Origin of the sequence: Halosimplex rarum (genome assembly GCF_047715405.1) — an archaeon.
In the GTDB taxonomy this organism is placed as follows: domain Archaea; phylum Halobacteriota; class Halobacteria; order Halobacteriales; family Haloarculaceae; genus Halosimplex; species Halosimplex rarum.
In genome coordinates this window covers 3,472,975-3,485,089 of sequence record NZ_CP180412.1, presented here as the reverse complement: position 1 = coordinate 3,485,089, position 12,115 = coordinate 3,472,975, and the positions used below count along the sequence as shown (strand labels likewise).

The following is a 12,115-nucleotide window of genomic DNA, read 5'->3' as shown; positions in this document are numbered from 1 at the left end:
ATAGGACAAACGAACGCACTTGATCTATAAAAGTCGTCGGGGAGTCGCGGGCGAGACAGTGCGGGTCGGTGCGAGGGCGTTATTCCGTCGCGCTCTCGATGGCCTGGTCGAGGTCGGCGACGATGTCGTCGACCGATTCGAGGCCGACCGACAGGCGGACCATGTCGTCGGTCACGCCCGCGGCGGCCTTCTCCTCGTCGCTCAGTTGCTGGTGGGTCGTCGACGCCGGGTGGATGATCAGGGTCTTCGCGTCGCCGACGTTCGCGAGCAGGGAGGCGATCTCCGTCGACTCGACCGTCGTGCGGGCGGCGTCGTAGCCTTCGGCGAGACCGAACGTGATCATGCCGCCGTAGCCGCCGTCGAGGTACTCGCTGGCCTCGTCGTGGGTCTCGTGGTCGTCGAGTCCGGGGTAGGTGACCCACGAGACCTCGGGGTGGTCGGCGAGGTGCTCGGCCACTTCGAGCGCGTTCTCGCAGTGGCGGTCCATCCGCATCGGGAGCGACTCCAGGCCCTGCAGGGTCGTCCACGAGTCGAACGGCGACTGCTGGCTCCCCAGGTCGCGCAGGCCGCGAGCGACCGCCGCGTAGGTGAACGCGGCGTCGCCGAAGCGCTCGCGGAAGTTGACGCCGTGGTAGGCGGGGTTCGGCTCGGCGATCTCGGGGAACTTCTCGGCGTGCTCGTCCCAGGGGAAGGAGCCGCCGTCGACGAGGACGCCACCGACGGTCGTGCCGTGGCCGTGGATCCACTTCGTGGTGGAGTTCCACACCAAGTCGGCGCCGTGGTCGAGGGGCCGGCAGAGGTGCGGCGTCGCGAAGGTGTTGTCGACGAACAGCGGGACGCCGTGGTCGTGGGCGATGTCCGCGATGCGCTCGATGTCCGGCGTCACCAGGGCGGGGTTGCCGATGGTCTCGAAGTGGACGTAGGCGGTGTCGTCGTCGATGGCCTCCTCGTAGGCCTCGTAGTCGAGCGTGTCGACGAAGCGCGCCTCGACGCCCATCCGCGGCGCGGTGTGGGTGTAGTACGTGTAGGTCCCCCCGTACAGCGACGAGGCGGTGACGATGTTGTCGCCCACGTCCGCGAGCATAAACGTCGCGAGGTTCAGCGCGGCCATCCCCGAGGACGTTGCGATCGCCGCGGCGCCGTTCTCCAGCGCCGCGATGCGCTCTTCGAGGACCGCGTTCGTCGGGTTCATCAGCCGCGAGTAGATGTGGCCCGGCTTCTCCAGCGCGAACTGCGCGGCGGCGTCGTCGGCGTCATCGAAGACGTACGACGTCGTCTGGTAGATCGGTGGCGCGCGCGCGCCGGTGGCCGCGTCGGGCTCTTCCTGTCCTACGTGCAACGCCTCGGTCGCCGGATCCCAGTCATCAGACATGGATACACCGGTTGAGGGTCTCCGGACACATAAGTCCCGGTCAGCGGGCCATTCCCGCCAGTTGTCGGCGGTTCCGGCAGGATTTCGCGCCCGCCCGAACCGATTCGTCCGCGCGATACACCTCAGGGTGCCGACGGCCCGTACCGATCCCTCCCGTCGCGACGAGCGTCTGACGCGTCTATAAGTCCGTTCGCGTCCGCGTGTCCGCTAATGAGTCACACGGGGATCGGATCGCGACTGGTCGCGACCGTCAGCGCGCAGGTGCTCCGGGTCGTCGGCTTGCTCACCGTCCTGCTGTCCGCCGGCGTCGCGGGATTGAGCGTCTCCACCGAGTACGGACTGGCTGTCACCGTGGGTGGGGAGAGCCAGACGGCCGCGTACACGGCCGACGTGAGCATCGCCAGCGCGCTCGTCGAGTTCGCGGCGGCCCACCCCGCCTATCCGGTCGCGGTGCTCGTCGGGTTCGTGCTGGTCGTCGCCGGCGACGAGACGCCGATACTCGGTGGATAAACGGGGCGGACGTCCGGAGAGAGTAGGCAGACCGACAGTTCTGCTTTCGGACACACACCAGTAGGCGTCTGACGTAGACTTATGAGCAGATCCGCCGTTCACACGCCCGATGGAACGGCTCGGCGGGAAAGCGAAACGGGGACTGGGAGCGAGGCTAGCGAAACAGACCCTCCGTATCGCCGGACTGGTCACGGTCGTCTGTACAGTCGCGGTCACCGCCGCGAGTATCACCACGCCTCACGGGCTCTCGGTACCCAGCCAGTCGGGGACGAACGCCGTCACGACCACCGCGGACGTCGGCACGCTCACCGCACTGGTCGCCTTCGCCGCCGCGCATCCCGCGTATCCGGTGGTCGCGTTGCTCGGGTTCGTCCTCGTGGTCGCCGGCGAGGAGACGCCGCTGCTCGGTTGATCGGTCGGTTCCACCCGAAACGAAGGCGTCTGCACGCCCGGCTCACTCCACGTCCCGACTCCGGACCTCGTCACTCGAAGTCGTGGATCCGCAGGTCGAGCGTATCCAGCGAGACGATGGGCGCGAACGCCACGTCGGGGTCGATGTTGACGCTCTTCTGGAAGTCGGTCTGGGCCTGCCAGCAGCCGGAGTTGATGGTGAGGACGTTGTGGTACTTGCCGTACCCCAGTTTGTGGACGTGGCCCGAGTGGAAAATGTCGGGCACCGACTCGATGACGAGGTGGTCCTCCGTCTCCGGCGCGAGACGGGTCTGCCCGCCGAACTGCGGCGCGACGTGGCGCTTCTTGAGAAGCTGGTACATCGGCTTGTGTGGCTCCTCGTAGGTGGCCTTCTCGTCGGGGAGTTCGGCGATCACTTCGTCGAGCGAGACGCCGTGGTACATCAGCACGTCGACGCCCTCGACGGTGACCGTGGAGGGGTTGCCCGAGATGCGGGCCTCGTGGGCGCTCATGATGTCCCGGAGTTCCTCGTCGAACGCCGGCTGTGGCTCGGCGAGGCGGACCGCGTCGTGGTTGCCCGGGATCATGACGATCTCCACGTCGCCTGGCACCTCTTTGAGGTACTCGCTGAAGCGCTCGTACTGCTCGTAGAGGTCGACGATGTCGAGTTCCTCGTCCTGTCCGGGGTAGACCCCGACGCCCTCCACCATGTCGCCCGCGATGAGGAGGTACTCCACCCGGTCGGCGTCGGCGGTGTGCAGCCAGTCGGTGAAGCGGTGCCAGGCGTCGGCCTCGAACTCCTGACTGCCGACGTGGACGTCGCTGATGAGCGCCGCTTCGACCTCCCGGTCGGCGGTCGAGGGTTCGTACGTGCGGGGGATCTCCGGGAAGTACAGCGAGTCGACGAAGAGGATCCCGCCGTCGTCGGCGAGCGTCCCGTCGACGGCGATCACCTCGTCCAGCAGGAGTTCGTTCACGAGGTCGGCGATGTCGCGGTCTTTCATCACCAGGCAGGGGAAGGTCCCGTTGGTGTCCTCCAGTTCGACCAGCCAGTGGCCGCTGGCGGTCGAGCGGATGTCCGAGACCATCCCGACCATGGCGGCCTCGCTCCCACCGGGCATCGACTCGATGGCGTCGGTCGGTCGGTGGTTGACCCGTCCCCGAAGTTGCTTCGAGAGTTTCTCGTAGCGGTCGCGGAACACCGCGACGAAGTCCGAGTACTCGCCGGTCCCCGTGCTGGAGATGTCGCCCTCGATGTCGATCGATTGCGCGTCGGGGTCGGCCGGCGTCCGCCCGCCCTCCGAGGTCGGCCCGTCTTCCGCTGTCCGTTCGCCTCCGCTCGTCTGTTCGCGCTCTCCACCTGCCGTCGCGGCCCCCGCGCTCTCGGCGCTCGCGGCCGCGGATTCGTCTCGGTCAACCCCCTCGGTTTCGACTGGAGCGTCCGAACCGGTGTCTGCCGAACGGGGTTTCGACTCTCCAGTTGAAACAGAGGGGTCGTCGGTACCAGGGGAATCGCTGGACCGAGCGGAATCTCCGGTTTCCGGGGACGCGTCGACGGAGACGTCGCCGGCAGGGTCCCCAGACCGTGAGCGGGTCTCGATGACGTCTTTGACGTGGTCGGCGGTGAGTTTCACGGCCCCGTCGGGGACCGCGTCGAGCGTCCGTTCGAGGGCCGCGGCGGGGTCGGGCGCGGAGGCGATCAGGGTGACCGCCTCGGGTTCCGCGTTGTACCCGCGTCTGGCGAGCGCGTTGGCGACGTGAACCGGCGTCTCGAGCGGCACAGTAGGTGATCGGAGGCGGTCCGCAAAAGCGTAGCGAACCTGCAAGCGAGTGGTTCGCAGTCCGCCAGAGAGGGTCTGACACGGCCGCACACGTGGAGCCGAACCGACCTGTCACGACTCGGCTGTCGCCCCGCGACCCCGGTCAGAACATTCAAACGCCCGCTGCACCAACGGACTGTCAATGAGTCCGCCCCGCGACGGCGAGGATTCTCCGGACGACGGACCCGCCGACCACGGTTCCCTCCCCGACAACGCCTCCGACGGTCCCTCTCAGCCCGCCGACGGCTCCCCCTCCGACGACGATTCGACTCGCGGCGATCCCGCGCACACCGCCCCCGCGGACGACCAGTTGCGCGAGGAGCACTCGACGGATGACCTCCCGAGCGAGGACCACTCGGATGACGAGCCGACAACAGACGATTCCTCCGCTGCGGACCCACTCGATCCCGATAGAGCGGCGACGTCGGGATCCGAAGGGAACCCGTCGAGGGAGTCCGACACCGAGCGCGGCGTGGCTCCGAACGGCGCCGGCGGGACCGTCGACGCGCCGCCGGCCCGACGGACCGACGCGGACGCCGAGCGCGAGGGAAGCGGCGCGCTGCGGACGTTCGTGATCGACGTTCTGAGCAGCGCGATCGCGGTCTTGCTGGTCGGCGTGCTCCTGTTCGCGGTCAGCGGCGTCTGGCCGCCGATGGTCGCGGTCGAGAGCCCGAGCATGACCCCGCACATGAAGACCGGCGACCTGGTCTTCGTCATGGAGGAACAGCGCTTCCCCGGCGACGGCGCGATCGCCGGGACCGGCGTCGTCACCGCCCAGACGGGCGAGCGGACCGACTACCGGAAGTTCGCGAAGACCGGCGACGTGATCGTCTACAAGCCGGACGGCAGCGAAAGCGCCACCCCGATCATCCACCGGGCGATGTTCTGGGTCAACGAGAGCGAGAACTGGTACGAGAAGGCCGACAAACAGTCGATCGGCCGGTACAGCGAGTGCGGGGACACCCCCGACGACGCCCTGCCGAACTGTCCCGCCCCGCACGCCGGATTCGTCACCAAGGGCGACGCCAACGGCGTCTACGACCAGGCGCAGACACTGAGTGGCCCCGTCAAGCCCGCCTGGGTCGTCGGCACGGCCGAAGTCCGCGTCCCGAAACTGGGCTGCATCCGCCTGCGCTCCGAAGGCTGTGCCGACGGGATGCTCGGGCTCTCCGCCCCGGCCGCCGGCGCCACCACCTTCGAACGGTCGTGTCTCTGCAACGAGACGGCCGGATAGGCGCCATTCCGCGTCGGCGGTCATCGGTGTGCTGAGGTCCTCGAATCGCGCTGAGAAGAGCGGGTGCGAACGGGTCAGTCGTTGTCGAAGCGGGTCTGGACGAACGGCTGGGTGTCTTCGATGTCAGAGAGCCGCGAGTCCGAGAGGAGCACTGCCTCGGTCTCGTCGATAGGGACCGACAGCGATATCTCCTTCGTCCGGCCGTAGCGGCCCTTGCTCACGACGACGGCGTTGACGATGCCGAGCATGTCGAGTTCGGAGATGAGATCGGTCACCCGCCGCTGGGTGAGCGTGTCGACGTCGATCTCCTCGCAGAGCCGCTGGTAGACGTTGTACACCTCGCCGGTGTTGATGTTGTGGACGCCGTTCTTCTCGAGCATGATGATCGAGAAGAGGACGAGCTTCGACTGGGTCGGGAGAGTGCGGACGACCTCGACGACTCGGTCGAGTTCGATCTTCTCCTGAGCCTTGCGGACGTGGGCCTCGTTGACGTTGTCGGTCTGGTCGCGCTCGGCGAGTTCGCCGGCCGTCCTGAGCAGGTCGAGCGCGCGGCGGGCGTCGCCGTGTTCCTGGGCCGCGAAGGCCGCGCACAGCGGGATCACGTCGTCGGTGAGCGCGTCGCCCTCGAAGGCGACCTCGGCGCGGTGTTCGAGGATGTCCCGGAGCTGGTTGGCGTCGTAGGGCGGGAAGACGATCTCCTCTTCGCCGAGGCTGGACTTTACTCGAGGGTCCAGGAAGTCGGTGAACTTCAGGTCGTTCGAGATGCCCATGATCGACACGCGGGAGCGTTCGAGCTCCGAGTTCATCCGCGAGAGGTTGTAGAGGGTGTCGTCGCCGCTCTTCTCGACGAGCTTGTCGATCTCGTCGAGCATGATGACGACGACCCGTTCGTGGTAGTCGACGGCGTCGAAGAAGGTGCTGTACACCCGGTCGGTCGGCCACCCGGTCATGGGGACGTGTTCGAACGACTCCCGGTCCTCCCGGAGCGTGTCGATCCGGTCCTCGACGGCCGCGAGCGAGTCGTACGCTGTCTCCGCGAGAACCCGTTCGTTCTCGCGCGCACGCTCACGAACATCGGTGAGTTCTTCGAGTTCCTCGTCGATGACCGCCTCGTTCTTCTCGATGAACTTGTTGGCGAGCTGAGCGAGGACGCGGTACTGCGTGTCCGTCACCTCGCAGTTGATGTACTCGACCTCGCAGGGGACCTCGTACTTCTGGGAGGTCGACTCCAGCTCCGTGCTGACGAACTTCGCGCTGGCGGTCTTGCCCGTCCCGGTCTTGCCATAGATGAGGATGTTCGACGGGGAGTCCCCGCGCAGCGCCGTGACGAGGATCGTCGCCATGTTGTTGATCTGCTCCTCGCGATGAGGGAGCTTGCGCGGCGTGTAGGAGGGGCGCAGCACCTCCTTGTTCTCGAATATCGGATCGCCAGCGAGGAGGTCGTCGAACAGCCCCTGGGAGGCCTCCTCGGTATCGTCTGAGGGGACATCGTCGAGCATCACCTCGTCGAGGACGGACGAGTCGGCGTCCCCGTCGTCGGCGTCCGAATCCGGCCTCGAACCCGGATCCGCCTCGATATCCACGGTCGGGGACGAGTCCGCCGAACCGCGGACCGTCTGGGACGAGTCGATCCCGTCGGACTCCTCGTCGGCCGAACCGGACAGCTGAGCGTCATCGGAATCGGTGTCGGGAGTAGGAGGCGAGTCCGGCGCGTCGCCGACCTCACCGGACGGCGGCGTCTCCACCGATTCGTCTCCCCCACCGGCTGCATCGGACCCGACAGCCGGAGTCGATCCGTCGCTGTCTGCCGACTCGCTGGGAACGGGCGACTGGTCCGCTCCGACGTCCTCCTCGGTCGGATTCGTCGGTCGATCGTCGTCTGTTCGCGACGCCTCTCCGTCCGATGGCGCCGGTACCGGTTCCTCCTCGTCGTCCGCCCCATCCACCTGCTCCGGTGAATCGAGCGTCGTTTCCTGATCGTTGTCGTCCCCGTCCATCATTCTGTGATTACCGCGATACCGAACCCCTCTATTTCGTCTGGAAAGACGGCCACGCGTCCTCGGAACCGCTCTCAAACCGACTGATACGCCGTCATCTACTGGTTTCGAATGTGACGGCGTGTCCAGTTGAACCACAAGAACCCGTGGTTGATACGATATTAAATATTTCGGTGAATAGCGCACCGGTGGTTCGGCTAGACAGAGAGATTCCGGAAGTGACGCCTTCAAACGGAACATTACCAGAATTTCACTGGTCGCTTGGTCCACCCTGGATCGGACTCCGACGCGACTTACCGCGGAGAACGAAGTATCATGTCACCGTTCGAGATATTCTAGCCGGAACACCCCCACCCCTTCGTTTCGAGTGGAACGCGAGAAGAGGTGGTGGGGGGTCAGCAGGATTTCGATTAGCAGATGTCGAGAGAAAGATTTACTACCTAGTCACTAAAACCAAACCCGCACTAGTAGGAAAACAAATTTTCATCGGGTTTTATTTCTAGGACTAGGGTTATAATGTCTCGTGGTTATCGGACGATGTCTAGAGGGTATCTCCTGATCACTTGGAATCACTCTGGGTAATCACCATCTCACTCCGCTGCGATCCCCTGCCGTCGAACACGCCGGACGGTCACCACGGTCCTCCCTGGTTCCACCTGAAACGAGGGGGTGGGGGTGTGGCTGACTCAGTTTGTCTGGCTCTGCGGGTCCTCAATATCGCTCGTACGTTACGGATCACTCCAATTTCCCCCTCGTTTCGACTCCGCACCGACTTCGAAGTAGCTCCGTACTGACTCCACACTGACTCTCCACCGACTCCGCACCGAACTTGTCCTGACCCAGTCCCGAGATAGAGGCAGTCCCGAGATAGAGGTAGTCACGAGATAGAGAGAACGGCTTCCGGACTGCCGCTCGGGATCGCACTTCTACCGGGCAGCCCAACGGTCGGCCTGCAATCCTATACCACGATACCGGCGAAACGTCACAGATCTGACTCTAGTTCCGGCCTCGTTCGTGAGGGACCGAATCGACGGCCGAGCCGCCGGAATTCCGGCCCTTACTTCGTATAATTTATATTTGTCTGACGTAGGCTTAAGTGAGTCGGCACGGCTTATTCGCTCAGATGCGCCCCTGTGGCGCAGGAGGATAGGATGGGACTGTTCACAGAACTCAAAGACAGCATCTCGCGGGCAGCTTCGACGCTGTTCTCCGAGGAAGACCCGAAACGCATCGGTATTTACGGCCCGCCGAACGCGGGGAAGACGACGCTCGCGAACCGCATCGCGCGCGACTGGACCGGCGACGCCGTCGGCCCCGAGAGTCACGTTCCCCACGAAACGCGGCGCGCGCGCCGCAAAGAGAACGTCGAGATCGAACGCGACGGCAAGACGGTGACCATCGACATCGTCGACACGCCCGGCGTGACGACGAAGGTCGACTACACCGAGTTTCTCGAACACGACATGGAGAAAGACGACGCCGTCCGTCGCTCCCGCGAGGCCACCGAGGGCGTCGCCGAAGCGATGCACTGGCTTCGCGAGGACGTCGACGGCGTCATCTACGTGCTCGACTCGACCGAGGACCCGTTCACGCAGGTCAACACGATGCTCATCGGGATCATCGAGAGCCAGGACCTGCCCGTGCTGATCCTCGCGAACAAGATCGACTTAGAGGAGTCGAGCGTCCAGCGGATCCGCAACGCGTTCCCGCAACACGAGACGACGGAGCTGTCGGCGCTCGAAGGAGACAACATGGACGAAGTGTACGACCAGATAGCGGAGTACTTCGGGTGAATCATGGCTGAAGCACGACACCCCGAAGACGAAGACGGTGTGCAGATCGACCTGATCAGTGCCGAGCGGATGGACGGCAAGACGACGATGGAGAAGATCCGGATGATCTTAGACGGCGTCCGGGACAACAACATCGTCATCCTCGAAGCCGGCCTGACCCCCGACGAGGAGTCGCGGCTCATCGAGGTCACGATGACCGAGATCAGCCCCGACGAGTTCAACGGCATCGAGATCGAGACCTATCCCAAGTCCCAGGCCGACGATTCGAGCCTGCTCGGTAGGCTCATGGGCAAAGAGGAGACGAAGAAGCTCACCGTGATCGGCCCGGCCAATCAGATCGAGACGCTCCACAAGGACGAGACCCTCATCAGCGCCCTCGTATCGCGGAAATAGCCAGGTATGCCCCATCAGTGTACGAACTGCGACCGGACGTTCTCCGACGGCTCCAAGGAGATGCTGTCGGGCTGTCCGGAGTGTGGCGGCACGAAGTTCCAGTTCCGACCGGACGGCTTCGGCGGGTCGGGCGGCGAGAGCGGCAGCGCCGATTCGACAGCGGCCGCGGAATCGCCCTCGACCGCCGAGTCGCCGCCGGAACCGACCGACCGGCCCGGCGACTCGATGACGCGAACGGTCGGCAACGCCGCCGCGACTGTCCGAGACCTGGTCAGCGGTTCCGCGGGCAGCGACGCGACGCGAGCGAAACCGCCCGCGGACTCCCCGTCGACCGAGTCCGCGTCCGCGACCGACGCGTCGACGACCGCGGCCACTGGCGAATCCGCGGACGCTTCGAACACCGCGCTCGACGACGACATCATCGTCGCCGAGTCCGAGCCCGTCGAGGGCGAAGACACGGCACAGGCCGACGCCCGGAGCCAGCTCGTCGACCCCGACGAGATGCCCGAATCCGAGGGCTTCGATCCCGCCGAACGGGAAGCGTCCGACGTCGCCCCCGCCGACGGCGATGCAGCCGAATCCACCGCCGACGCAGCCGAAACCGTCGACGGGGTGGACGCGTCGACGTCGTCTCCGTCCGCGGAATCGGTCGAGGAGCCCGCGCCCGACCGAACGGTGGCGGACGAACCCGACGCCGAACGCGCCGACCGGCCGGACCTGTCGGAACTGCGCGAGGAGCTCAACGACCAGTTCGAGAGCATCCGCGTCCTCGAACCCGGGCAGTACGAACTCAATCTGATGGAGCTCTACGACCGCGAGGAGTACATCATCGCGCTCCAGGAAGACGGCCGCTACAGCATCCAGGTGCCCGAGACCTGGCGCCAGGCCGACGCCTGACCTCCTGCGCCCCTTCTCTCGAAGATCGGTCGCGACAGTCCCACTGCCACCGAGCCGGCGGCGACCTCCCCGAGCGACCGGCCAATTCTACACGATCTTTTTACCGGTACCGGCCCCAGATAGCGTATGACACGCCAGGCGTCACAGCCGACGGAGGGGTCGCTCTCCATCGACGCCGACTGGGGGGTCCAGTACGTCGACGGCGAGTGGATCGAACGGGGGGACCGGGACGGAATCGACGTGTTCGACCCGTCCACGCGAGAGCGGGTCGCGACCGTCCCCGCCGGGACGACCGACGACGTCGACGCGGCCTACGACGCGGCCGAATCGGCACAACCCGAATGGGCCGAGACACCGCCTCACCGGAAAGCGTCGGTCATCCGTTCGTTCGTCGACGCGCTCGACGACCACTTCGGAGCGTTGCAGACGCTGCTCACGGAGGAATCGGGTAGCTGCGCCACGAAGGCCAAATTCGAGGTCATGACGGCGAAGGGCGTCGCCCAGGAAGCGGCGGGCTTTCCCACCCGTCTCTCCGGCGAACTCAAGGACTCCCTCATCCCGGGGAAGGACAACCGGGTCGAGCGCATCCCCGCGGGCGTCGTCACCGTCATCACGCCGTGGAACTTCCCGCTCAGCCTCACCGCCCGCGCGGTCCTACCAGCGCTCGCGCTCGGCAACACGGTCGTCCTGAAACCCGCGCCGAACACCCCTGTTTCGGGTGGACTCGTCTTCGCCCGGCTCTTCGAGGAGGCGGGGCTGGAGCCTGGCTTACTCAACGTCGTCACGGGTCGCGACGAGGAGGTGGGGGACGCGATTTCGGGACACAGCGGCGCCGATGTCGTCGCGTTCACGGGATCGACGGAGGTCGGTCGGCGCGTCGGGAAGCGCGCCGTCGACTCGCTGGCGTTCCCTGCACTCGAACTCGGGGGGAACGCGCCGTTCGTCGTCCTCGACGACGCCGACCTCGACGCCGCCGTCGACGCCGCGGTGTACGGAACTGTCTACCACAGCGGTCAGGCGTGCATCTCCATCAATCGTCACCTCGTCCACGAGTCGCTCGCCGACGAGTACGTCGACCGACTCGCGGACCGGCTCGCCGACGTCCCGACCGGGAGCGCACACGACGAGGAGACGGTCGTCGGCCCGCTGATCGACGAGCGCCAGCGTGACAGCGTCCTCGAACACGTCGACGACACCGTCGAAGCCGGCGCTACACTCGAAACGGGGGGCGAGACGGTCTCGATCGACGGCCTCGACGACTCGCTGGTCGTCGCGCCGACCGTCCTCTCGGAGGTGACTAACGACATGGCGGCGGCGTGCAACGAGCACTTCGGTCCCGTGGCTCCCGTCATCACGTTCGCGGACGACGACGAGGCCGTCGAACTCGCCAACGACACAGAATACGGCCTCGCGGCGGCGGTGTTCGGCGGCGATATCGGTCGGGCGGAGACGGTCGCGGACGCCGTCGACGCGGGCATGGTCCACGTCAACGACCAGCCGATCAACGAGGAACCGCACGTCCCGTTCGGCGGGCGCAAGGCCTCGGGCATCGGCCGTTACAACGGCGAGGCGGTCGTCCGCGAGTTCACCGAGCCGAAGTGGGTGTCCGTCCAGCGGAAACAGAGGCGGTACCCGTTCTGAACGCGCGGGGAACCGCCCGGATTCCGGGGTAGTCTGGGCGTATTCGT

The 12,115-nt window shown here is 65.9% G+C and carries 10 protein-coding genes; 7 read left to right on the top strand and 3 right to left on the bottom strand.

Annotation, left to right across the window (positions count from 1 at the left end):
* Positions 1-79: 79 nt before the first annotated feature.
* The gene (locus tag ACMGFH_RS16625; RefSeq protein ID WP_415379572.1) at positions 80-1,372 is read right to left on the bottom strand and encodes an O-acetylhomoserine aminocarboxypropyltransferase/cysteine synthase family protein; all 1,293 of its coding nucleotides are present in this window, start codon (positions 1,370-1,372) and stop codon (positions 80-82) included.
* A 210-nt stretch (positions 1,373-1,582) separates the two neighbouring features.
* Here ACMGFH_RS16625 and ACMGFH_RS16620 point away from each other — a divergent pair, with 210 nt between their 5' ends.
* Positions 1,583-1,882 (top strand): hypothetical protein, encoded by a 300-nt coding sequence (locus ACMGFH_RS16620; RefSeq protein WP_415379571.1) that lies wholly within the window; start codon positions 1,583-1,585, stop codon positions 1,880-1,882.
* 109 nt (positions 1,883-1,991) lie between these two features.
* On the top strand, positions 1,992-2,294 hold the full coding sequence (locus tag ACMGFH_RS16615) for a hypothetical protein (RefSeq protein WP_415379570.1): 303 nt from the start codon (positions 1,992-1,994) through the stop codon (positions 2,292-2,294).
* Positions 2,295-2,364: 70 nt separating this feature from the next.
* On the opposite strand, the gene ACMGFH_RS16610 is transcribed toward ACMGFH_RS16615, so the two are convergent.
* Positions 2,365-4,074: a DNA-directed DNA polymerase II small subunit gene (locus ACMGFH_RS16610; RefSeq protein WP_415379568.1), complete on the bottom strand. Its 1,710-nt coding sequence runs from the start codon at positions 4,072-4,074 to the stop codon at positions 2,365-2,367.
* 181 nt (positions 4,075-4,255) lie between these two features.
* Here ACMGFH_RS16610 and ACMGFH_RS16605 point away from each other — a divergent pair, with 181 nt between their 5' ends.
* A complete protein-coding gene (locus ACMGFH_RS16605; RefSeq protein WP_415379567.1) occupies positions 4,256-5,347 on the top strand; it encodes a S26 family signal peptidase in 1,092 nt (363 codons plus the stop codon).
* Positions 5,348-5,421: 74 nt separating this feature from the next.
* On the opposite strand, the gene ACMGFH_RS16600 is transcribed toward ACMGFH_RS16605, so the two are convergent.
* Positions 5,422-7,344, bottom strand: coding sequence for an AAA family ATPase (locus ACMGFH_RS16600; protein WP_415379566.1), 1,923 nt, complete (start codon positions 7,342-7,344; stop codon positions 5,422-5,424).
* Between the two features lie 1,151 nt (positions 7,345-8,495).
* On the opposite strand from ACMGFH_RS16600, the gene ACMGFH_RS16595 reads away from it, so the two are divergent.
* From ACMGFH_RS16595 to ACMGFH_RS16580, 4 genes are all read left to right on the top strand, one after another.
* Complete coding sequence (locus ACMGFH_RS16595) at positions 8,496-9,137, top strand: Era-like GTP-binding protein (protein WP_274321957.1); 642 nt, start codon at positions 8,496-8,498, stop codon at positions 9,135-9,137.
* A 3-nt stretch (positions 9,138-9,140) separates the two neighbouring features.
* Positions 9,141-9,530 (top strand): DUF2073 domain-containing protein, encoded by a 390-nt coding sequence (locus tag ACMGFH_RS16590; RefSeq protein WP_049930009.1) that lies wholly within the window; start codon positions 9,141-9,143, stop codon positions 9,528-9,530.
* A gap of 6 nt (positions 9,531-9,536) precedes the next feature.
* The gene (locus ACMGFH_RS16585; RefSeq protein WP_415379565.1) at positions 9,537-10,427 is read left to right on the top strand and encodes a Zn-ribbon containing protein; all 891 of its coding nucleotides are present in this window, start codon (positions 9,537-9,539) and stop codon (positions 10,425-10,427) included.
* A 126-nt stretch (positions 10,428-10,553) separates the two neighbouring features.
* Positions 10,554-12,068 (top strand): aldehyde dehydrogenase family protein, encoded by a 1,515-nt coding sequence (locus tag ACMGFH_RS16580; RefSeq protein ID WP_415379564.1) that lies wholly within the window; start codon positions 10,554-10,556, stop codon positions 12,066-12,068.
* Positions 12,069-12,115: the final 47 nt, after the last annotated feature.

What these genes read in the sequence shown, in the direction of transcription:
- ACMGFH_RS16615 (WP_415379570.1), top strand. Translation starts at nt 1,992, where the DNA reads ATGGAACGGCTCGGCGGGAAAGCGAAACGGGGACTGGGAGCGAGGCTA.
- ACMGFH_RS16590 (WP_049930009.1), top strand. Translation starts at nt 9,141, where the DNA reads ATGGCTGAAGCACGACACCCCGAAGACGAAGACGGTGTGCAGATCGAC.
- ACMGFH_RS16600 (WP_415379566.1), bottom strand. Translation starts at nt 7,344, where the DNA reads ATGGACGGGGACGACAACGATCAGGAAACGACGCTCGATTCACCGGAG.
- ACMGFH_RS16595 (WP_274321957.1), top strand. Translation starts at nt 8,496, where the DNA reads ATGGGACTGTTCACAGAACTCAAAGACAGCATCTCGCGGGCAGCTTCG.
- ACMGFH_RS16605 (WP_415379567.1), top strand. Translation starts at nt 4,256, where the DNA reads ATGAGTCCGCCCCGCGACGGCGAGGATTCTCCGGACGACGGACCCGCC.
- ACMGFH_RS16585 (WP_415379565.1), top strand. Translation starts at nt 9,537, where the DNA reads ATGCCCCATCAGTGTACGAACTGCGACCGGACGTTCTCCGACGGCTCC.
- ACMGFH_RS16580 (WP_415379564.1), top strand. Translation starts at nt 10,554, where the DNA reads ATGACACGCCAGGCGTCACAGCCGACGGAGGGGTCGCTCTCCATCGAC.
- ACMGFH_RS16620 (WP_415379571.1), top strand. Translation starts at nt 1,583, where the DNA reads ATGAGTCACACGGGGATCGGATCGCGACTGGTCGCGACCGTCAGCGCG.
- ACMGFH_RS16625 (WP_415379572.1), bottom strand. Translation starts at nt 1,372, where the DNA reads ATGTCTGATGACTGGGATCCGGCGACCGAGGCGTTGCACGTAGGACAG.